This window comes from Streptomyces sp. NBC_01320, from assembly GCF_035974375.1.
GTDB lineage: Bacteria > Actinomycetota > Actinomycetes > Streptomycetales > Streptomycetaceae > Streptomyces > Streptomyces yanii.
In genome coordinates, this window is record NZ_CP108390.1 from 11,375,843 (window position 1) to 11,396,266 (window position 20,424).

24 protein-coding genes and 3 pseudogenes are annotated in these 20,424 nt (G+C 67.8%); 15 read left to right on the forward strand and 12 right to left on the reverse strand.

All coding sequences use genetic code 11. The annotated features are described in order from the left end of the window. Positions 1-59 precede the first annotated feature (59 nt). Positions 60-311 (forward strand): annotated as a pseudogene (locus OG395_RS52435) (helix-turn-helix domain-containing protein); the annotation flags it as partial. On the opposite strand, the gene OG395_RS52440 reads toward OG395_RS52435, so the two are convergent. Beyond that, positions 263-550: a hypothetical protein gene (locus OG395_RS52440; protein WP_327249792.1), complete on the reverse strand. Its 288-nt coding sequence runs from the start codon at positions 548-550 to the stop codon at positions 263-265. The pseudogene OG395_RS52435 and the gene OG395_RS52440 sit on opposite strands and share 49 nt — an antisense overlap. 180 nt (positions 551-730) lie before the next feature. Between OG395_RS52440 and OG395_RS52445 the strand changes: the two genes are divergently transcribed. Continuing rightward, a complete protein-coding gene (locus OG395_RS52445) occupies positions 731-1,567 on the forward strand; it encodes an alpha/beta fold hydrolase (protein ID WP_327249177.1) in 837 nt (278 codons plus the stop codon). Positions 1,568-1,589: 22 nt separating this feature from the next. Beyond that, positions 1,590-2,123: a TetR/AcrR family transcriptional regulator gene (locus tag OG395_RS52450; RefSeq protein WP_327249734.1), complete on the forward strand. Its 534-nt coding sequence runs from the start codon at positions 1,590-1,592 to the stop codon at positions 2,121-2,123. 626 nt (positions 2,124-2,749) lie between these two features. Here OG395_RS52450 and OG395_RS52455 read toward each other — a convergent pair. The 6 genes from OG395_RS52455 to OG395_RS52480 all read right to left on the reverse strand — a co-directional run bounded on the left by OG395_RS52455 (position 2,750) and on the right by OG395_RS52480 (position 6,409). Then, positions 2,750-2,938: a transposase gene (locus OG395_RS52455; RefSeq protein ID WP_327249178.1), complete on the reverse strand. Its 189-nt coding sequence runs from the start codon at positions 2,936-2,938 to the stop codon at positions 2,750-2,752. Continuing rightward, the gene (locus OG395_RS52460) at positions 2,935-3,216 is read right to left on the reverse strand and encodes a hypothetical protein (RefSeq protein WP_327249179.1); all 282 of its coding nucleotides are present in this window, start codon (positions 3,214-3,216) and stop codon (positions 2,935-2,937) included. The genes OG395_RS52455 and OG395_RS52460 overlap by 4 nt, the downstream gene beginning before the upstream one ends. 219 nt (positions 3,217-3,435) lie before the next feature. After that, positions 3,436-3,660, reverse strand: a complete 225-nt coding sequence (locus OG395_RS52465) for a hypothetical protein (RefSeq protein ID WP_327249180.1) — start codon at positions 3,658-3,660, stop codon at positions 3,436-3,438. Continuing rightward, positions 3,657-4,001, reverse strand: a complete 345-nt coding sequence (locus OG395_RS52470) for a hypothetical protein (protein ID WP_327249181.1) — start codon at positions 3,999-4,001, stop codon at positions 3,657-3,659. Before OG395_RS52470 ends, OG395_RS52465 begins: the two co-directional genes overlap by 4 nt. A 90-nt stretch (positions 4,002-4,091) precedes the next feature. Continuing rightward, the gene (locus tag OG395_RS52475) at positions 4,092-4,766 is read right to left on the reverse strand and encodes a response regulator (RefSeq protein WP_266989831.1); all 675 of its coding nucleotides are present in this window, start codon (positions 4,764-4,766) and stop codon (positions 4,092-4,094) included. Next, positions 4,763-6,409 (reverse strand): sensor histidine kinase, encoded by a 1,647-nt coding sequence (locus tag OG395_RS52480; RefSeq protein ID WP_327249735.1) that lies wholly within the window; start codon positions 6,407-6,409, stop codon positions 4,763-4,765. The genes OG395_RS52475 and OG395_RS52480 overlap by 4 nt, the downstream gene beginning before the upstream one ends. 97 nt (positions 6,410-6,506) lie before the next feature. On the opposite strand from OG395_RS52480, the gene OG395_RS52485 reads away from it, so the two are divergent. The 10 genes and pseudogenes from OG395_RS52485 to OG395_RS52530 all read left to right on the forward strand — a co-directional run bounded on the left by OG395_RS52485 (position 6,507) and on the right by OG395_RS52530 (position 14,780). After that, a complete protein-coding gene (locus tag OG395_RS52485) occupies positions 6,507-7,508 on the forward strand; it encodes a Bug family tripartite tricarboxylate transporter substrate binding protein (RefSeq protein ID WP_327249182.1) in 1,002 nt (333 codons plus the stop codon). Then, positions 7,505-8,038, forward strand: coding sequence for a tripartite tricarboxylate transporter TctB family protein (locus tag OG395_RS52490; protein WP_327249183.1), 534 nt, complete (start codon positions 7,505-7,507; stop codon positions 8,036-8,038). Before OG395_RS52485 ends, OG395_RS52490 begins: the two co-directional genes overlap by 4 nt. Further along, positions 8,038-9,537 (forward strand): tripartite tricarboxylate transporter permease, encoded by a 1,500-nt coding sequence (locus OG395_RS52495; protein ID WP_327249184.1) that lies wholly within the window; start codon positions 8,038-8,040, stop codon positions 9,535-9,537. The genes OG395_RS52490 and OG395_RS52495 overlap by 1 nt, the downstream gene beginning before the upstream one ends. Positions 9,538-9,548: 11 nt before the next feature. Next, on the forward strand, positions 9,549-9,944 hold the full coding sequence (locus OG395_RS52500; protein WP_327249185.1) for a universal stress protein: 396 nt from the start codon (positions 9,549-9,551) through the stop codon (positions 9,942-9,944). A 78-nt stretch (positions 9,945-10,022) separates the two neighbouring features. Beyond that, positions 10,023-11,150 (forward strand): DUF475 domain-containing protein, encoded by a 1,128-nt coding sequence (locus tag OG395_RS52505; protein WP_327249186.1) that lies wholly within the window; start codon positions 10,023-10,025, stop codon positions 11,148-11,150. Between the two features lie 140 nt (positions 11,151-11,290). Beyond that, positions 11,291-12,232 (forward strand): annotated as a pseudogene (locus OG395_RS52510) (transposase). Between the two features lie 188 nt (positions 12,233-12,420). After that, positions 12,421-12,603, forward strand: coding sequence for a hypothetical protein (locus tag OG395_RS52515; protein ID WP_327249187.1), 183 nt, complete (start codon positions 12,421-12,423; stop codon positions 12,601-12,603). A 215-nt stretch (positions 12,604-12,818) separates the two neighbouring features. Continuing rightward, positions 12,819-13,181, forward strand: a complete 363-nt coding sequence (locus tag OG395_RS52520; RefSeq protein WP_327249188.1) for a YciI family protein — start codon at positions 12,819-12,821, stop codon at positions 13,179-13,181. 5 nt (positions 13,182-13,186) lie between these two features. Further along, on the forward strand, positions 13,187-14,431 hold the full coding sequence (locus OG395_RS52525; protein WP_442818811.1) for an RNA polymerase sigma factor: 1,245 nt from the start codon (positions 13,187-13,189) through the stop codon (positions 14,429-14,431). 202 nt (positions 14,432-14,633) lie between these two features. Continuing rightward, a complete protein-coding gene (locus OG395_RS52530; protein WP_327249190.1) occupies positions 14,634-14,780 on the forward strand; it encodes a hypothetical protein in 147 nt (48 codons plus the stop codon). A gap of 164 nt (positions 14,781-14,944) precedes the next feature. Here the strand turns inward: OG395_RS52530 and OG395_RS52535 are convergent, their stop codons facing one another. Then, positions 14,945-16,261, reverse strand: a complete 1,317-nt coding sequence (locus OG395_RS52535) for an IS701 family transposase (RefSeq protein WP_327243471.1) — start codon at positions 16,259-16,261, stop codon at positions 14,945-14,947. A gap of 205 nt (positions 16,262-16,466) precedes the next feature. Here OG395_RS52535 and OG395_RS52540 point away from each other — a divergent pair, with 205 nt between their 5' ends. Beyond that, on the forward strand, positions 16,467-16,748 hold the full coding sequence (locus OG395_RS52540; RefSeq protein ID WP_327249736.1) for a hypothetical protein: 282 nt from the start codon (positions 16,467-16,469) through the stop codon (positions 16,746-16,748). 37 nt (positions 16,749-16,785) lie between these two features. Here the strand turns inward: OG395_RS52540 and OG395_RS52545 are convergent, their stop codons facing one another. The 4 genes and pseudogenes from OG395_RS52545 to OG395_RS52560 all read right to left on the reverse strand — a co-directional run bounded on the left by OG395_RS52545 (position 16,786) and on the right by OG395_RS52560 (position 19,721). Next, entirely contained in the window at positions 16,786-17,076 is a 291-nt protein-coding gene (locus OG395_RS52545) for a hypothetical protein (RefSeq protein WP_327249191.1), read from the reverse strand. 123 nt (positions 17,077-17,199) lie between these two features. Then, positions 17,200-17,478, reverse strand: a complete 279-nt coding sequence (locus OG395_RS52550; protein ID WP_442818812.1) for a Mu transposase domain-containing protein — start codon at positions 17,476-17,478, stop codon at positions 17,200-17,202. 865 nt (positions 17,479-18,343) lie between these two features. Then, positions 18,344-18,537: pseudogene (locus OG395_RS52555) on the reverse strand (HNH endonuclease); the annotation flags it as partial. Positions 18,538-18,812: 275 nt separating this feature from the next. Next, a complete protein-coding gene (locus tag OG395_RS52560; RefSeq protein WP_327249193.1) occupies positions 18,813-19,721 on the reverse strand; it encodes an NAD(P)-dependent oxidoreductase in 909 nt (302 codons plus the stop codon). 84 nt (positions 19,722-19,805) lie between these two features. Here OG395_RS52560 and OG395_RS52565 point away from each other — a divergent pair, with 84 nt between their 5' ends. Further along, the gene (locus OG395_RS52565; RefSeq protein WP_327249194.1) at positions 19,806-20,177 is read left to right on the forward strand and encodes a winged helix-turn-helix transcriptional regulator; all 372 of its coding nucleotides are present in this window, start codon (positions 19,806-19,808) and stop codon (positions 20,175-20,177) included. The last annotated feature ends 247 nt before the right edge of the window (positions 20,178-20,424 follow it).

Below are 20,424 nucleotides of genomic sequence, written 5' to 3' on the forward strand. Positions count from 1 at the left end.
CTCTGCGTTGTCAGTGGCGCCAGCTAGGTTGATCGCACTTGCCGAAGGGGGTGGGCTGGATGATTCGTGCGTACAAGTTTCTCCTGCGGCCCACCGTGGGTCAGACGATCGTGCTTGGCGAGATGCTGGCCGATCACTGCTCGCTCTACAACGGGGCGTTACAGGAACGACGGGATGCCTACCGGCATGTATTGAGGACCGCTGTCCGGTACGGGATGCAGTCCGGGCAGTTGAAGGACATTAGGGCGTTCGATCCTGAGCGTCAGGGCCGCTGGTCGTTCTCCTCGCAGCAGGCCACCTTGCGCCGGCTGTGCACGGTGTCGCCCGGCCGCGCGTAGGTGAGCAGTTTGCCGAACTTCGGGCGCTGGAGCGGGTGGAGGCGGCTGGATGTACCGCCGTCCTTCTTGAACGTCATGGGGTCCTCGATCCCGGCTTCGGCCAGGACGAGGTTCTGGCGGACGGTGGACTGCTGGTCGGTCGAGACCCACGGAGGGATGCTGTCCCGGGCGTGAGTAGTCGAGGTGCAGGAAAGGCCGGTGAGGTCGATCATGGTCGCCGAGAGGCAACGTGCGTCAGCCCGCCAAGGTGGTCGGGGACTTGATCAACGGGGCGTTGTCGCTGGTCACTGGCCTGGAGCCGGTACCGGGGGCCGTAGCGGCGGCCGCATTGACAGGTTTGGCTATTGGGATTAGCTTTTAGCTAATCACGTTAGTCACACCTGGGAGATGTCGTGACTGAGTACCTTGCCGTCGACGGCGGCACGATCGCTTACGAGGTGGCGGGGTCCGGCCCGCTGATCGTTCTCGCGCACGGCATGGGCGACAGCCGCACCGCGTACCGTGCTGTGATCCCGCCGCTGGTGGCGGCGGGCTATCGGGTCGCCACGGTCGATCTGCGCGGCTGCGGCGAGTCCAGCGTCGGCTGGCCGGCCTGGAGCCGCGCCGCCATCGCCGGCGACCTACTCGCCGTGATCCGCCACCTGGGCGGCCCGGCCGTGCTCGTCGGCCACTCGATCTCCGGCGGCGCTGCCACCATTGCCGCGGCGCAGGAGCCCTCGCTGATAACCGCGGTTGTCGAGTTGGCGCCGTTCACCCGCAAGCAGTCGATCCGCCTCGGCGACCTGCGGGTAAAGCGTTTCCGGCAGGGCATGCTGCGGCTGCTCGGCACGGGCATGTTCGGCAGCGTGCCGCTCTGGCGCTCGTACCTCGATGTGGCCTACCCCGGTGTGAAGCCGACCGACTGGGCCGAGCGGCTCGGCCGCATCGACTCCCTGCTGCGCGAGCCGGGCCGGATGAAGGCCCTGCAGGGAATGGGCCGCAGCGCCCCGACCGACGCCGGCGCGCAGCTCGGCAAGGTCCGCTGCCCGGTCCTGGTCGTGATGGGAACGCTCGACCCCGACTGGGCCGACCCGCACTCCGAGGGGTCGGCGATCATCGATGCCCTGCCGTCCGGCCTCGGTCGCCTTGAGATGATCGAGGGCGCCGGGCACTACCCGCACGACCAGTTCCCCGACCAGGTGGTTTCGCTCATGCTCGCCTTCCTCCGATCGGACGCCGCTCGTGCCTAGGGCCGGCCTGGACCCGGCGGCCGTGGTCGCGGCCGGTGCCGCCCTCGCCGACGAGGTGGGCCTGGGCAACCTGACGATGGGTTTGCTGGCCGAGCGGGTGGGCGTGCGTACCCCGTCCCTGTACAAGCACGTGGGCGGCCAGGAAGACCTCAACCGGCGCATCGCGGCCCTGGCGTTGCGCGAGGCCGCCGACGCCGTCGGCGGCGCGGTCCAGGGGTACGCGGGCCGCGACGCCCTGGCGGCCGCGGCACGCGCCTTCCGCGCCTTCGTCCTGGAGCACCCCGGCCGGTACGCCGCGACGATCGGCATGGAACCGTCCGGCCCGGACGATCCCCTGGCCACCGCGGGCCAGCGGCTGCTCGACTCGTTCACGGCAGTCCTGCGCGGCTACGAGATCGCAGAGTCCGACGTGGACCACGCCCTGCGCATGCTCCGCACCCTCTGCCACGGCTTCGCCACGTTGCAGGCGGCAGGAGGCTTCCAGTGGAGCGCCGACATCGACGAGAGCTTCGAGTGGCTGATCGCCTTCGCCGACCGGGGTCTGCGCGCTCTTTGAGAATGCTGTGGCCGTCGACCGCTGTGACATGAATCGAGTCCTGGGGGTGCCTTGGCGAATGCCCTGGCACCGACCACCACCGCAGCGGGTATTGCATTGATCAATTCCCCGGCACAGGACCGGGTCCGCCTGGGACTCGGAGCTTCGCGCCTCGGTGCTGCGAAGACCTCGGTCCCGTGCCCGCGGCGGTAGTCGTGGAGCAACTGCCGTACACAGAACCGGGTCCGCCTACCCATGCGGCTCGGAGCCGTGGGCTTGTATAGACCTCGGCTCTGCGGCCGCCTCGATGCCCAGTAGGGCTTGTGGGGGTCCAGTTTGCTGGGCCGGGCCCGGTTTTCGCGAAGGGTGTCCTGCCAGTGTGCGGCGCGTGCGTATCGAACCACGGTGTTGAGGCCCCATCCCAGGTGGCGGGCGATCGCCCGGCGCGAATGGCTCCGTGTGAGCAGCTCGTGGACCAGGGCGTGTGCGGCCTTCTTGCGCTGGGCCCGTCGGCCGGCAGGGTCCTGGGCGGGAAGTCTCGAGTCGCCCGGCGGCGTGTCAGCGTTCGGTTGCTTGGGCGGTGCCTGAGTGCGCAGGCACTCGCGGTGGGCGGTGACGCAGGTCTCCACGGCCCGGCCAAGGCCCTGCTACGGGTGGAACCGGTCGGCGACCTGGAGCGCGTAGAGTGCGCCGAGCCGGGCTCTCTCGGCGTAGGCGCCTGCCCGGTCCCGGCAGATGATCTCCACGCCGGAGTGGGTGGTCAGCCACGCGGTCAGCGGCCTGGCGTCGCGTGTCGGGAGCACGTCGACCACACGGTGGGTTTCTCCGCAGGTCAAGACGGTGGGGTAGGCCTGGCCCCGGCGAATTGCGAAGTGGTCCACACCAGCACTCGTGGCGTGCTGGACTGCAGGTCGGGCAGTGCCATGACCCTGCGCAGCAAGGTCATCCGCCCCGCTCGCAGGCCCAGTTGGGCAGCCAGCCAGGCGCCGGCCCGTCCGGCGAGCGCGAGCCCGACGCGCTCCAGGACGTGGTTGAGCCGCTTGGTGAAACGCGCGTACGGGGCGGTCAGCTGAGCGAATGGCTCGGCGAAGCCGACCGTGGCAGAGACAGCCACAGACCTGACGGAGCGTCACTCTCGCTGGCCAGACGGCGGGGCGTACTCGGTCTCACGTGAACCCGGACCCCCGCAATCGAACACTGTGGTGACCCTCCGCGACCACTCCCCAAGATCTGTGCCAGAACCCCGTTCTCATAAACAAAGCCACCCAACGTGAGCGGCAGTTGCCGTCATGACTATCGCCTCGGACACCGTGGTGGATATCCGAGGCGACATTCAGCGTTCGCGGCTCCTGCGACGTGCCTTCCAGCGTTCGTGCCGCGACACGATCCTGCGCATGGCCAGCTCACGGCGGTCAGCTGAGTCCTGGGGCAGCAGCATCGCCTTCCCTCGGCACACTGTGAAGGTCGCCCAGGCGGCGGCCAGGATCAAGGCCACCACGACTACGGCGGATACGGGAGCGGCCAGCAGTAGATTCGCCAGGCCACCGATCAGGCTCACTGGGGCCCCGCCGGGTTCGGCCCCGCCTGTCCGGGCAGCCACAGACCGGAAACGGCGGCGCTTGCACGTCGCTGCTCGTACCGCTCACCGAGCCGCTTGAGCTTGCGCCGCACCCGGTCGCCGAAGGCGTCCGGGAGACCCGCGCTCTGCGCGGCCTCCTCCCACGAGGCGGCCCCGCTCACGGCCCACGCGCCGGCGACCGCCTGCTCGTCGGGCTTCAGCCAGCGGAAGACCGTGGCCGCCTGCTTCTCGTCGGGCGGGGCATCAGTGCCCCTCCAACACCTCCTCGACTCCCTCGCGCGCTTCTGTCGACGGATCTCCGGCGCAGGACCCAGGCTCACGTCGCGTTGCCGTCATTGCTCCCCATGCCTTCGCTGCTGTGTGAGTGGGGAGGGACTGGCCCCATGGAGGCCGGACCGGCAAGAGCGAACTCAGGCGCGCCAACCGTAGCGGCGCTCGGGTCTGCCGGCGGCTCCGTACCGCAAGGACACCTCGGCGCGGCCGGTGTCGTGGAAGTATTCGAGGTAACGGCGGGCGCTGACGCGGGAAATGCCGGTCCGGGCGGCGCACTCGGCGGCGGACAGTGTTCCGTCGGTACCGCACAGTGTGCGTTCGATCAACTCTGCGGTCTCCACGCTCATGCCCTTCGGCAGCGCGACACTCGACGCCGACAAGCCGGCCCCGGTAAGTACCCGGTCCACGTCGGCCTGACCTCTGACGACTGTGGTGAGCAGGCTGTTGCGCTGGGCAGCGTACCGTACGAGGCGGGGACGCAGGTCTTCGAAGTCGAACGGCTTCAGCAGGTAGTTGACCACACCCTGGCGGACGGAGCGTCGGACCACGTCGGTCTCGCGCGAGGCGCTGATCACCATGACGTCACAGTCATGCCCGGCGGTCCGCAGGCGTGGAATGACGTCCAGGCCGAACATGTCCGGAAGATAGAGGTCGAGCAGGACCAGGTCAGGGCGCAGCTCGCCGACGGCCGTGATCGCCTGCTCGCCGGTGTTCGCCGTGCCGACGACCCGGAAGGGCTCGACGCGGTCGACGAAGTTCTGGTGGACACTTGCCACCATGAAGTCGTCGTCGACGACCAGTACGTCGATCATCGGGAGGCTCCTTCCGGTACCGCGCCGGCCAGGTTGCCGACGGACATTCTCGCGGTGAACATGGCGCCGTCGGGCGTGTTGGTCACCGCGACCTCGCCGCCGCGGCGCTCGCAGACGAGTCGGGTGAGCGCCAGCCCGATGCCGCGATCCCCCTCTTGGGCGGCCTTCGTGGTGAAGCCGTGCAAGAAGACTTCCTGGGCGAGTTCGGGCGCCACGCCGGGGCCTGAGTCGCGCACCACGATCTCCACGCTGGATGCGTCCTGCCGCAATTCGACCTCCACCCAGGCATCGTGACCGTCGTCGCCTGCCGTCGCGGCGTCGACGGCGTTGTCGACGAGGTTGCCGAGCACCGTCGCCACGTCCACCGAGTCCTCCGGAGCCAGCCGGTCGAGCGCCGTATGCTCCGACACGCGCAGCACTACCTTCCGTTCGGCCGCGAGCGAGGACTTCGCCATCAGCAGAGCGCCGACGGCCATGTCGCGGACCCGTCTGGTCAGGGTCGTGTCCAGCGACTGGCGGTGTCGGTTCAGCGCGCGGACGTACTGCACCACCTCGTCGTGCTTACCGATCTGGATCAGCCCGGAAATCGTGTGGAGCTGATTGGCGAACTCGTGGGCCTGCGCGCGCAGCAGTTCGGCGGAGCTGCGGAACGATCCGATCTCGCGTTCCAGCTGAGCCAGTTCGGTACGGTCTCGCAAGGTCGTGACCGAGCCGAGTTGGCGGCCGTCCTTGGTGACGGTCATCCGGTTCATCACCAGAACCCGACTCCGGCGTATGACGACTTCGTCGCGACGCTCGGCCGTGTCACTGGGGGATCCGGCGAGTACGTCATGCAGTCGGCCCTCAATCCGGAGGTCGGTCAGGCTCATCCCCACACAGTGCTCGGGCAGATCGAGCAACCGCCTGCCGACCTCGTTCACCAGTGTGAGCCGCAACTGCGGGTCGAGGGCGATCACGCCTTCCGCGATCCCATACAGCATTGCCTCACGGTGCTCGGCGAGCCCCGCGATCTCGCGTGGCTCCAACCCGAGGGTCTGGCGTTTGGTACGCCGGGCCAGCAGCCACGATCCGATCAGGCCGAGCCCGCTCGCAATGCCGAGGTAGGCGAGCAGATACGATGACGCGCCATTCAGCCGCTGCCAGATCGTCGGTGACGCCTCACCGATCATCACCGTGCCGAGATGTCGGCCGAGGTTGGGTTGAGCCGCATTGAGCACCGGCACCTGGGCCACCAGCTCGTGGGCACCGTCCAGGACCAGCTTGCCTGACCAGCCGCGGGCCTGGGCGACGCCGGGGCCGAGCGGCAACCTTGTACCGATCGCTGTGGGATTCGTGGAGCTGACAATCCTGCCGCTGCTGTCGGCGACCGTCACGGAGGTGACGCCCGACTGGGTCAGCGTGGTCTGGACGAGCGGGGCGAGCGTCTCACCCGGCGCCGGCCGGCCGAGCTGGCTGGACATCAAGGGGTTGCCGGCCAGCTGCTCGGCCAGCGCGGTGACCCGGCGTCCTTCGACCCGGTTGAAGGTCGCTTCCGACTGGGCCAGCGAGACGGCGGCGACCGCCAGCAGCACTACCACGACGATGGCGAGCTGGAGTACCAACAGCTCGCCCGCGAGGGTATGGCGGCGAAAAGTTACGACCACAATTAACTCAATCTTCAATGCTGACACAACACAGACGTGGCGTCTGCTGAGTCGCACAATCATGGCGTCCGACTGCCGGAAGTGAAAGAGACAAGCCATGAGAACTCGCAGAGCCGCTGTCGTCAGCGCCCTGGCCACCATGTCCGTGCTCGCGGTAGGCGCCTGCGGCGCCACCGCGGAGAAGGAGGGGACGGGCAAGAGCGACGAGCCCGTCACCGGCCTGCGGATCATGGTCCCCAACACCCCGGGCGGCGGGTACGACACCACGGCGCGGACGGCGGCCAAGGTGATGGAGGACACCAAGATCGCGTCCGGAATTCAGGTGTTCAATCTTCCGGGCGCCGGCGGCACGGTCGGACTGCAGCGCACCGTGAACGAAAAGGGCAACGGCAAGCTCACCATGCAGATGGGACTGGGAGTCGTCGGTGCTTCGTACGCCTCGAAGTCGAAGGCGACGCTCTCCCAGACCACACCGATCGCCAAGCTGATGGAGGAGGCGGGCGCGATCGTCGTGCCCAAGAACTCTCCGTACAAGACGATCGACGATCTCGTCACCGCCTGGAAGAAGAACCCCAAGAGCATCGCAGTCGGGGGCGGCTCGTCGCTCGGCGGACCGGACCACCTGCTTCCGATGCAGCTCGCCAAGACGGTCGGCATCGACCCGAAGAAGGTCAACTACATCGGCTACGACGGCGGTGGTGAGCTGCTCCCGGCAATCCTCGGCAACAAGATCGCCTTCGGTGCCAGCGGTTTCGGTGAGTTCCTCGACCAGATCGAGGCGGGTCAGGTGCGGGTGCTCGCGGTGACCAGCGAGAAGCCGGTCGACGCCCTCAAGGATGCCCCGACGCTGAAGTCTTCGGGCATCGACCTGGTCTTCACCAACTGGCGCGGAATCGTCGCCCCGCCCGGCATCACAGACGCCGACAAGAAGGTCTGGATCGACTCGCTGACCGCGATGCACGACTCCAAGGAGTGGAAGGCCGAGCTGACCAAGCACGGCTGGACCGACGCGTTCACGACAGGCGACGAGTTCGCCACCTACCTGACGGAACAGGACAAGGCTGTCGCCGACATCCTCACAGAGCTGGGCCTGGCATGAGCCTGGACGCCACTGAGCGCACCGACTCGGACCCCCGCCCATCCCCGGGCGGGGACCGCGCACAGTACGGTGTGTGCGCGTTCCTCGCCCTGTTGGGCGTGCTGGTGATCGTCGACGCCACCGGGATCGCGCACGCGACGAGCAGCACCGACCCGATCGGGCCGCGCACGGTACCGGTCGTCCTCGGCGTACTGCTCCTTCTGATCGCCCTGGTGTACGTCGTCGACGTCGCGCGGGGCGGCCGCGCCGAACCGGAGGCCGGCGAGGACGTCGACCTGACGAATCCGATCGACTGGCGCACCGTGCTGCTGTTGATCGGCGCGTTCGTCGTCAACGCGGTGTTGATCGAACCCCTCGGCTGGGTGATCAGCGGATCCCTCCTGTTCTGGGGAACAGCCTTCGCCCTGGGCAACCGGCACTACCTGCGCAACCTGGCGATCGCGGTGGCGCTGTCGCTGATCACCTTCTACGCCTTCGCGATCGGACTCGGCGTCAATCTCCCGGCCGGCGTGCTGCAAGGAATCCTTTGATGGACAACCTGAATCATCTGCTCGAGGGGTTCGCGCACGTCGTCACCCCGATGAACCTTCTGCTGGCGCTGATCGGCGTCACGATCGGCACGGCGGTCGGCGTCCTGCCCGGCATCGGCCCGGCCATGACCGTGGCCCTGCTGCTGCCAGTGACGTACGGAATGGAGCCGACCCAGGCATTCATCATGTTCGCCGGCATCTTCTACGGCGGCATGTACGGCGGTTCGACCACCTCGATCCTGTTGAATACGCCCGGCGAATCGTCCTCGGTCGTCACGGCCATCGAGGGCAACAAGATGGCCAAGGCCGGCCGGGCGGCGCAGGCCCTCGCCACCGCAGCGATCGGATCCTTCGTCGCCGGAACGATCGGCACTCTGCTGCTGGTGCTCGTTGCCCCGCTCGTGGTGGATTTCGCGGTCGGCCTCGGCGCACCGGACTACTTCGCGATCATGCTGCTGTCCTTCGTCGCGGTCACCGCAGTACTCGGCTCGTCGCGCATCCGCGGGTTCGCCTCGCTGCTCGTCGGCCTAGTGATCGGGATTGTCGGAATCGACTCGGTCTCCGGGCAGCAGCGGCTCACCTTCGGCGTCCCTCAGCTCGCCGACGGCATTGATGTGGTGGTGGTCGCCGTCGGCATCTTCGCCGTCGGCGAAGCCCTCTGGGTGGCGGCGCATCTGCGGCGTAAGCCCGCAGGGGTGATTCCCGTCGGCGTGCCGTGGATGGGCCGGGAGGACTGGAAACGGTCCTGGAAGCCATGGCTTCGCGGCACGGCCTTCGGCTTTCCCTTCGGGGCCATGCCGGCCGGTGGCGCGGAGATCCCGACGTTCCTGTCGTACGCCACAGAGAAAAAGCTGACCAAGCACCCAGAGCAGTTCGGCAAGGGGGCGATCGAGGGAGTTGCCGGCCCGGAGGCAGCGAACAACGCCTCCGCGGCGGGCACCCTGGTGCCGATGCTCGCCATCGGGCTGCCGACGAACGCGACCGCCGCGGTGATGCTCGCGGCATTCCAGTCGTACGGCATCCAGCCCGGCCCTCTGCTGTTCGAGCGCGAGTCGGAGCTTGTCTGGGCGCTGATTGCCAGCCTGTTCATCGGCAATCTGCTGCTGCTCCTGCTGAATCTGCCGCTTGCGCCGGCCTGGGCCAGGCTGCTGCGGATACCGCGCCCCTATCTGTACGCGGGGATTGTGTTCTTCGCGTCGATGGGTGCCTACGCGGTCAACGCCCAGCCCTTGGACCTGTTCCTCCTCCTGACGCTGGGGCTGATCGGTTTCGGGATGCGGAGATTCGGGCTGCCGGTGCTGCCGCTGATTGTCGGCGTCATCCTCGGCCCCCGCGCGGAACTGCAGGGCCGGCGATCGCTTCAGCTGTCGGGCGGCGAACTGTCCGGTCTGCTGGGCGGACCGGTGTCCTATGTGATCTACGCGGTGATCGTGCTCGTACTGGCGTGGCCACTGGTCCGCCGGCACATCGTGCGTCCGCTCGTTGAGCAACGGGCCTGAAAGGGGCAGTCATGACGGTACTGGTTGGATATGTGCCCTCGCCGGAAGGAGAGGCGGCCCTGCGCGCGGGAGCCGACGAGGCCCGCACCCGGGGCGAGACCCTGCTGGTGATGAATGCCTCGCGAGGCGACGCGTACGTCGATCGCGGTTTCGCACAGCAGAAAGACCTCGACCATGTCCGACGGGACCTGACCGAGCTGGGTGTCGACTTCGACATACGCCAGGTGGTCGGCGGGCGCGATGCCGCCGAGGAGATCGTCGAGCTGGCGGGGTCGTCCGAGGTCTCCCTGGTGGTGATCGGGCTGAGGCACCGCAGCGCGGTCGGCAAGCTCCTCCTGGGATCCTCAGCGCAGCGGATCCTCCTGGATTCGCCGTGTCCGGTCCTCGCGGTGAAAGCAGATTCCTGACATTCCGTCGCCTCGGGGTGCGTCCTGGCCAACCATGCACGAGTTCGTCGGCGCCCCCTTTTACACGATTGGGTACCAGTGGTTCTGAAAACCTTCGGCTGGTCGTTCGCCGTCACCGCACTCGGTCTGGTCGCAGCGATGCTCTACGGCGGGTGGACCGCGTTCGGGGTCGTCTTGATCCTGTCCATCCTCGAGATCTCGCTGTCCTTCGACAACGCGGTGGTCAACGCCGGAATCCTGAAGAAGATGAGTGCCTTCTGGCAGAAGATCTTCCTCACGGTTGGTGTGCTCATCGCTGTGTTCGGCATGCGGCTGGTCTTCCCCGTCGTGATCGTCGCCGTCAGCGCGAAGATGGGGCCCATCGAGGCGGTCGATCTGGCATTGAACGATGCCGAGCGCTACGAGCAGTTGGTCACCGACGCGCACCCGTCGATCGCGGCCTTCGGCGGGATGTTCCTGTTTATGATCTTCCTCGACTTCGTCTTCGAGGAGCGTGACATCAGGTGGCTGGCCTGGCTGGAGCGGCCGCTGGCCAAACTCGGCAAGATCGACATGCTGTCGGTCTGCATCGCCCTGATCGTGCTGCTCATCAGCTCGATGACCTTCGCGGTCAACGCGCACCAGCACGCCGGGCACGCGGACAAGGCACAGACCGTGCTGATCTCCGGTATCGCCGGTCTGATCACGTATCTGGTCGTCGGGGGCCTCTCCGGCTTCTTCGAAAACAGGCTCGAGGAGGAAGAGGAGCGAGAGCACGAGGCCGAGGAAAAGGCGAAGAAGGCGGGCAAGCCCGTCCCGGCCGTCGTGATGGTCGGAAAGGCCGCGTTCTTCCTGTTCCTCTACCTCGAGGTCCTCGACGCGTCCTTCTCCTTCGACGGCGTCATCGGCGCCTTCGCCATCACCAACGACATCGTTCCGATGGCGCTCGGTCTCGGCATCGGCGCCATGTACGTCCGCTCTCTCACGGTCTACCTCGTCCGCCAAGGCACTCTGGACAACTACGTCTACCTGGAGCACGGCGCGCACTACGCGATCGGCGCGCTCGCCGTGATCCTGCTCGTCACCATCCAGTACCAGATCAACGAGATCATCACCGGCCTGGTCGGCGTGGTGCTGATCGGCTGGTCGTTCTGGTCATCGCTTCGGCGCAACAAGGCGCTTGCCGCAGAGGAGTTGCAGCCACAGGAAGCTCTCACCGGGGTGTGACCCGGCAAGGATTGACTGGCGTCGACCATGGCCGGATCGGCCAGGCCTAGCCTCGCCGTTTCGGTTGGGGCTGGTCGGGATGCTGGCCGGAACGCGAAAGTGCCCTCCTGGGCTGGGACGATGGACCTTGTCTAGGCGTTCTGTCGTCGCCAGAGGAAGGCACTTTCTGCGTGAAGGATATCGGTGCGCGGTCCCGGCTTGTGGTGTCCACTGACGGGTCGGGGGTGGTCGGGCACGCCGGAGCACGTTTGCCGGCGGACCTCACCGAAGCGACCGGGCTGACGGCGGCGTATTCCACCTTGCTCCGGCCGCTTCGGCCGCGCGGCACCGGCCATGACCCGGGCCGGATGGCCACCGATTTCGCGGTGATGCTCGCCGACGGCGGCGAGGCGATCGTGGATCTGGCCGTTCTGCGGGACCAGCGCGAGGTGTTCGGGCCGGTGGCCTCCACGCCGACGGCTTGGCGGCTGCTGGCCGCCGTCGACGAACGCATACTGGACCGCCTGCGGTCGGCCCGCGCCGCAGCCCGGGCCTGGACGCCGACGGGATCCTGCGTGAGTCCGCCGAGGTCGCCGAGCTGACCGGCATGGTCGACCTGAACGGCTACCCGGCCGGCACTCGCATCATCGTGCGCCGCGAACGCCCGCACCCCGGCGCCCAGCTCTCCTTGTTCGACAGTGACGAGGGCCTGCGGCACCAGGTCTTCCTCACCGACACCCCGTACTCCGGCGGTGGCTCGGCCCAGTTCCTGGAGGTCCGCCACCGTCGAGGGCCACATCCGGTGCGGCAAGACCACCGGCTTCGGACGCTTTCCAGCCCGCCTGTTGTCCGTCAACGCCGCCTGGCTCGAGCTCAGCCTCGCGGCCATCGACCTTCTGACCTGGACCCGCGTCCTGCTGCTGGACGGTGAGCTGGCTACCGCCGAACCCAAGAAACTCCGCTACCGGATCCTGCACGTCGCCGCCCGTCTCACCCGTGGCGGCCGTCGCCTCCACCTGCGGATCGCAGCAACCTGGCCCTGGCGACACCAACTCGCCGCTTCCTTCCACCGTCTGGCCGCCCTACCTCGCCCCGCCAACTGACCAACCGCCTCGGCCACCTACGACACGAGAGACCCTTGGAGAACCCGACCAACGCGCCGGGTCCCCACCATGCCCACCGTCCGATACCGCCTCGATCGACCCCACAGCATCACCTCGTCACCCCAAGCGAAACAGCGAGGCTAGAGCTGGCCTTCAGCGGTCACCAGCTCTGCTGGGATACTCCGTTCATGAATCAGCTGGGGGGAACAGGCGGCACGCCATGGGAGCCGAGGTGGTACCGGGTGCCGACGGTCGCGGTCGGGCTCATTGCGTACGCCGTGGTGGGCCTCGTCATCTACACCGCTGTGTCGCGGTCTGGTCCGCGGCGCGCGGCCGACGCCGACGCCAGCCGTCCCGGCACGACGGTCTGAGCTGGCTTCGTGCGCCTTTCGGGCGGGACGGTCAGCGGCAGCGCAGAGCCAGGTTGTAGGTTGATCGCTTGCGTCGCTCCTGTGTATGGGTTGGTCAACAGCGGCGTGAAAAATCTCGAAGAAAGTTGTCGTCGGATGTCGAGGGCCCGTTTCCCGCTCCGACCGAGGGGTGACAGCGCGCCAGCGGGGCGCGCGGTATGGGGAGGACACCCGAGATGAAGTACGTCGCGATGATCTACGGCAACCAGGCCAAGTGGGACTCCTTCCCGGCCGAGGCGTGGCCGGAGGCGATCGCCAAGCAGGAGGCGTTCAACAAGAAGTACCGGGAAAGCGGTGAACTGCTGGGTGCCTACGGCCTGGCGGACGCGGCCAACGCCCAGCTCGTGCGCCGCAAGGACGGCGCCCCGGCGGTCACCGACGGCCCGTACCTGGAGACCAAGGAGTACATCGCCAGCTTCTACATGCTGGACTGCGACAGTCTGGAGCGGGCGCAGGAGATCGCCGCGGACATGCCGTTCGCCGATGTGGAGCCGGTAGAGCTGTGGCCGGTGCTGCACGAGTCCGCGGCGGACATGTGACCGCCGTGCGCCATGCCGCCGAGGACCTGCTGCGCGAGCATGCGCCGCAGGTCCTCGGCACGCTCGTACGCCGCTACGGCATGTTCGACGCGTGCGAGGACGCGGTCCAGGAAGCGCTGCTGGCCGCCGTGCTGCAGTGGCCGGAGACGGGAGTGCCGGACAACCCCCGGGGCTGGCTGGTCACCGTCGCCGCCCGCAAGCTGGTCGACCAGATCCGCAGCGAGAGCGCGCGGCGCCGCCGCGAGGACACCCTCGCCCTGGCCACCCCGCAAGCCGAGCTGCTGAGCCATGCCGCCAACGCCGTGCCCGCCACGGACCGGGACGACTCGCTGGCTCTGCTGTTGCTGTGCTGCCACCCCGCGCTGTCCCCGGCCAGCCGGATCGCGCTGACTCTGCGCGCGGTCGGCGGCCTGACCACAACGCAGATCGCCGTGGCCTTCCTGGTCCCCGAGGCGACCATGGCCCAACGCATCAGTCGCGCCAAGCAGACCATCAAGGCGTCCGGCACCTTACTGGCCATGCCGGAAGGGGCCGACTTCGCCGAGCGGCTGGCGGAGGTGCGGCATGTGCTCTACCTCGTCTTCAACGAGGGCTACACCACCACCGGCAGCGCCGACCTGACCGCGCCGGAACTGTCCACCGAGGCAATCCGCATCACCCGGCTGCTGCACCGCCTGGTGCCCAACGACACAGAGACTGCCGGCCTCCTCGCGCTGATGCTGCTGACCGACGCTCGCCGCCCAGCCTGCACCGGCCTGTCCGGGGAACTGGTGCCGCTTGCCGAACAGGATCGGAGCCGGTGGGACCGCCAGCTCATCGCCGAGGGCGTCGGTCTGATCAGCCGGACCTTGCCCTGTGGCCAGGTCGGCCCTTACCAACTGCAGGCGGCCATCGCGGCCGTGCACGACGAGGCCGGGAACACCGACGCCACCGACTGGCCCCAGATTCTTGCCCTGTACGACCTCCTGCAGCAGTTCGGGCCGAACCCGATGGTCAGCCTCAACCGCGCCGTCGCCGTGGCCATGGTCCACGGTCCGACCGCCGGCCTCGACCTGCTGGCGGAGCTGGAGACCGACAAACGCCTGTCTCGTCACCACCGGCTGCTCGCCACACGTGCCCACCTGCTGGAGCTGCTGGGCGAACGGGAGGCCGCTGTAGGTTCCTATCGTGAGGCCGCTCGCCGCACCACCAGCGCCCCCGAGCACCGCCATCTCACCGATCGCGCCCACCGACTGGAGAACCCGGCTTGACCTGGACCGAGTGCACCGTGGTACGTGACGGCGTCTGAATTTCCTGCCGAGAATGGCTCGCACCGGGAGCAGGACCGCCCGTCCTCCTGGTGTAGGGATTGGCAGGGCACGCAGGCGAATGGGACACCGTCGCTCAGGACCTGAGTACCATCGCCCCGAGCCGATCTTAGGGCTGACCGCCGCCGGAGTGTCTCCCCGTGTCGTGATGGAGATCCTCGGGCACAGCCAGATCGGCAATCGCGGCCTGGGCGAGTCCTTCGGTGAAGTGACTTTTCCCTGTGCCGCTCGGGTCGGCGATCACCAAGTTCTCGGCGCGGCTGGTGACCTCCTCGGCTATCAGCAGCGGTAGGACCTCGGCGGGGTCCCAGCGTTGGGCACGGGCGGTGGCCAGAACGTCGGGGCCGCTTTACGCATATAGGGCAGCCGCATGCGACGCATGAGCTTGTCGAGTCCCTCGGGTACGGCAGGGGCCTGGGGAATCTCGACTTTCGATGTTCTGACAGGTTTGGGTGATCAGGCTGCGCCGGCTGCGGCCCACGCCTGTTGGACGGCGCGGATTTCCTCATCCGTGGGCCGGCCTGGGCGGGTGGGCGTAAATCGGGCGGCGATGATCACCCGGCGGAGCTTGGCGGCCATGTCGGACAGGGCCGGCTCGGCCTTGGTGGTGTACCACGGGGCCCGCTCGCGGCGCTCGACGACGTCGCGGGGGTGGTGGCCGTGCAGCGCGTACCAGGCCACGGTGATCGTGTAGCAGTACAGACCGAACGGGACGGTGCGCTCGACGGCCGAGCGGGTGCGGTTTTGGGCCTGACCGACGCCGAGCAGGTCGCGGGCCTCGGCGAAGGTGACCTCGATCGACCAGCGTGACGCGTAGCGGGCGATCAGGCCGGCCGCGCGGGTGGTGAGGTCGGTGGTGACCAGCGCCAGGTCGTAGCCGGTGTCGGTGGTGTCGTCGCGCAGGAGGATCACGCGGACGGTGCGGGTGTGGAAGGAGCCGTACCACAGGCAGGTGGTCTCGGCCAGGTGCACGGTGTCGGTCCGCTGATACCGCTTGACCTCGGTCCTGGTGAAGGCGGCGGTGGTGGCCAGGTCCTTGGGTGTGCCAAGGCGTTCGCCCTTGAGGGCGGGTCGGCCGCGGCGCCCGGTGGGCGGCGGGGCCAGGTCGTACAGCACCGCGCTCGCGGGCAGGCGGGTGGTGAACGTGCAGGTCGCGGGCAGGTCGCGGAGCGCCTTGCCGTGGTAGGCGGCGTCCGCGACGACGTGGATGCGCCGCCCGTGGTGGCAGGCGGCCAGCAGGCGGATCATGGACGCGGCGAGGCCGACCTTGGACTGCTCCTGCTTCGGGCGCCACAGCCGGGCCATCACCGGCAGGCACACCGGCCTTGCCAGGAACGGCAGTTGGACCACGATGCCGACCACCACGAAGCAGGTCCCGCGCCCGACCGGCTTCGGACCCCGGGCCGCGCCGTCGTGCTGCCAGGCCGCGCCGAAGACTTTCTTCCCGCGCCGCTTGAACAGCGTGTCGTCCACCGCCACTGTCAACACCCCATCTGCTGGCAGGAGTTGGCGCACAACCAGATGGGAGAGGGAGATGCCCAGCAGGTCGGGGTTCCAGCTCGCGCGGGAGAAGAAGGCGTGGGCACGGTCGTGGGACCAGGCGCGCGTCAATCCCGCGCCCGTCACCATGCCGGTCACCGTGCCCCGGCCGGTCTGCGCGATCAAGCCCGTGACCAGCGCGGCGAAGGTGGTGAAGGTCGGTGTGGTGAAACAGCCCCGCAGGAACGTCAGCACCGCCAGCAGCGAAGCGGGTACGGTCGTGTCCGGAAGCATCGGCGGGTCCCTCTCAGCAGGCGACGCAAGCACCGCCGATGCTTCTCTGCTGTCCCGCCCCGCACCGCCAGATCAGGCCCCCATCACCCACCCGAGCGACCCCAACGACGATCAACGGAAACGTCGAAAGTCGAGGGGAATCGTCATGGTTGTAAATTCCTTCGTCGGTCTGGGTGGGCGCCGATAGGCTCAACAAGTGATCGATATGCAGGTGCGTGGTGACAGTGGCGACGTCGTGGCCCGCGCCGGGGGCGGGGTGCAGTGGACTTCCGCTTTCGGTAATTTGGATCCGGGGCTGTTCCCGATGCTCTGGGGCCTGATTCCGTATGGGGATGTGGTCTTCAACCATCGGCAGGTGTCGCTGCTGCTGGCGGAACTCGACCGGCTTCCGGCTGCTTGTGGCGGTGACTGGGTCGGGCAGGCCCGCGAGTTGTGCCAGGTCGTCGAGCAGGGGTCACACCGGTATCTATGGTTTGTCGGCGACTGACCGCAGGGTCGTGCGTCAGTTCCCCTGGTGTCGTTTCCTACTGGCCCAGGGCCTGCCAGCCGATGGTTCCGTTCTGGACGGAGTGGGCCTCGTCCGCGCGGACGACCTCGCCGGCGGGCTTGCTGTCCGTGATGTGTTCCAGGATCGAGAGCAGGTCGCCGTCGGCGAAGGGCCCGGCCGTGGCCGCAAGTCCCAGGGCCTGGTCGACTCGGTCGTTGCCCAGGACGGTCGCCAGCTCGACCGCGCGGGCCATCTTTGCGCGGATGCGGAGGGCGCCGGCGGGTCCGACTTCCTTGAACCAGCGGCCCGCTCCGGGGCCGATGCCCACGAACGCGATCTCGGCTTCCGAGCGCGGCTGTAGCCTCGGCTGGTCGACGCTGCGTCCGTCGGGGTGGTTGGGGTAGTGCGCATTGATGATCTGCGGGACCCCGGGGGTGGACAGCTGGTGGCATCAGATGTCCGACAGATCCCCGGAATTGGTGCCGGCGGTGATGGACAGTTCCTCGCCGACCACCCGGCACCACACCCTCACGCCGGTATAGCCGGGCGGGGTTGAGTAGCGCACCGAGTTGAGGCTGACGATGCCGTCCGAGCCGACCAGCCGTTCCTCGCCCAGCGCGAGCGCGAGCGGCTCAATGGGCAGGACGTGCGGCGTGGTGCGTTCGATGTCCAGGCGGTCGGCGGGTATCTGCCCGGTCGCCGGTACTGGGGGGAGTTCACCTGCTCGCACCAAGTGCGGCAGGCGTTGGCGAGTGCGGCGAACGAGTCGTAGGCGGGCAGCAGGTTCGCGGGCGTGGGCACCAGATCGGCCTGCGCGATATGGACTGTGGCTTCCGCGCCGCCCTTCGATTCGGGGTCGTAGGGCACGCAACTGACCACCTGGCAGCCGTAATGCCGGCCGGCGGCGACCATCTGCGGGTGCCGCACCGGGATCCCGGCGATGTGCTCGACGGTGACCGTCTTCGCGTTGTCGGTCAGTACATGTGTCGGTTGCCCCGCCGATCCGGCGCAACGTGGTGTCCAGGCAGGCCACCCACGTGCCGAGAGTGCAGTCCCAGACCGGGATCAGGACCCGGAACCGCGACCAGGACAGCAAAGCGCAGAACGGCCAGGTCCGACGCCCCGCGATGCGCGGGCCTTCACCCCAGTCGAACTGCAGCCACCGGCCCGGCTCAGGGGTCCACGGTCGGGTCGGCATCTGTCCCTCTGGGGCGTGGAGCGGTGGCAGGGATGCCCTGGGTCTCGCTGCCGATCTTGATGACCTGGGCTTTCGCTGGTCCGACCGGTTCCGGCGTCCTGTGGACTGGTCGTCATTGGTCGTCCGTGGCCGCTGCTGGGTGCCCTCGGTCGGCCCAGAGACGGCCTGGCGGAAGCCTCACGTCGTTTCTTCTATTGTGAGGTGCCCGCCTTTTTGGGGTGACACGGCCATAGAGTTATCGGGCTGGTTGTCCACGGAGGGGGAGCTTGGTGAGCACTGAGCAGTGGTCAAGGATCGTTTACGTCGCTCTTGGGGTGGTGTCGGCTGCACTGTGGGCATGGTTGGTGTATGCCCTGTTTTAGCAGGGAGCTGCTTCGGCGCGAGTGATCATGGTTCCTTACGCCGGCCCGCCCCGGTCCGTTGTCTCCTGGATAAGGTTCCGGAGCTTGCCGGGCGTGGGCCACGGCGCACGGCGGTGGATCGTCTGGTGACAGTTGGCACAGATGGAGCGAGATCACTGGGCTTTGTCCGCCCCTCGCCAGCCTCGTGCAAGGAAACGACGTGATGGCACTCAATGTATCCGGCGCCCCGCGGGCTGGTCTTATGCACGAGTAGTGCCGTCAGTCACTCGCATGGCGGGGGAATCCGCGAACTACCGCGCGGTTCGAGCAAGGACTCTACGCAGGTGTAGGCCAGTTGTGAGAACTCGTCGATCGCTGAGTGCATGAAGGGTGGGGTCGTGGAGTCGGCGTAGCCCCACTCCGAGCCGGGTCAGGTGCCGGGGCACGGTCCGCCGAGGGCGCAAGTAGGCGGTGGGGCCTGGGCCCAGTCGCGGCTGGGCGTGTGTTCATCGGTCCCGCATTTGGTCAGCGCGGTTCTCGGATGCTGTCGATGATGCGGGTCCAGTTGTCGCTGCCGTGTCCGTTCTCGATCGCGCGCCGGTAGTGGGCCTGCACGGCCAGGGGGAGCGCGAGGTCGAGGCCGAGTGAGGTGCTGGTCTCGACGATGTGGTCGGACGTCGCGCCCATCATGGTGACCGTGCTGAGGCCGCCGGGATGTTCTCCAGCATCAAGCGCGGTGCCGGGGTTCTCTTCACCAGCCCTCAGGATGTCGCCAATCGAGTCTGCGGAGGAGAGCAACTCTGACAGCGCTTCCTTGGCCTTCATTCCTGCGGTACCTAGCATCGCGGTGGCGTGCATCAGTCCGGACAAGGTGGTGAGGAACACCGTGAGTTGGGCTTGATACATCATCTGGGCGAGGCCCGGGTCTTCGCCCAGATACTTTGGTGTTCCCAGCAGTGTCAACGTCGCCAGGTGGCCCTCCGTCACTTTGTCGCGGCCGCTGTAGTAGACATAGGCTGCCTCCGTGCCGACCATCGGCGCGGGGACCATGACACCTCCGGTGAGGAAGGCGGCGTCGTGGCCCGCTGCCCAGGTTGCTGCCTCGCGTGAGCGGTCGGGAGTGTCAGAGCTCAGGTTGACCAGCGTCCGGCCGGCGAGCGATGCGGTGACGCTGTCGAGGATGTCGTACATCGCCTGGTAGTCGGTGAGGCTGAGGATTACGAGGTCACTCGCTTCGACCGCTTCGCTGGGTGTCGCCGCGAGCGTTGCTCCGTCGGTAACGACGCCGTCGGCCCGACTGGCGGTGCGGTTCCAGACGGTGACCGGGTGGCCGGCGGTGAGGAGGGTGCGGGTCATCGCCTGGCCCATCGGGCCAAGCCCGATCACGGTGACAGTGCTGTCTTGCCTGGTGGTGTGGTTCTGTTGTTCGTTCACCCCTCCATGCTCGGGGAGTGTCACTACTCTCGGAAGTACCTACTATTTTCTGCGGTACTTACCTTTTCGTAAGGGGGATCAGTGATGGCCAAGGCACCGAGATGCGGGCCTTACATCTGCGGCATCGACGCTGCGCTCGACGTGGTGAGCGGCAAGTGGAAGGGACTGATCCTCTGGGAACTTGACGCCCATCGCGTACGGCGCTTCGCTGAGCTCCGTCGCGGTCTGCCGGGAGTGAGCGAGAAGATGCTGGCGCAGCACCTGCGTGAGATGGAGGAGGACGGTCTCGTGCACCGAGAGGTTTATGCCGAGGTGCCGCCGCGGGTGGAGTACTCCCTGACTGAGCACGGGCGCACGCTTAATCAAGCGCTCGGGCCGCTCGGCGCCTGGGGGGTTGAGCGGATGCGTCGCGAAGGATCCGAAACGGTCGACGTAGCCGAGACCTCACACGGGTAAGCATCCCGGCCACCAACCCCGTGCGTGCGCGCCACTCCGGGCCTGGTTGACGGTGTCCTCGATCCCGGCCCGCAAGGCGTACTTGGCATGCCAGATCTCGAACTTCTGCGAGGACGCGCTGCGCTCGGTCGGTGGCCCGGTACTGCCCGGCTGTTCGACTCGGACTCCTTCCACGGCCCCGTCCGCTACCGAGAGTGCGGCCGCTGACACGACCAGCGCTACCGCTACCACGTTGGGCGGAACGGCA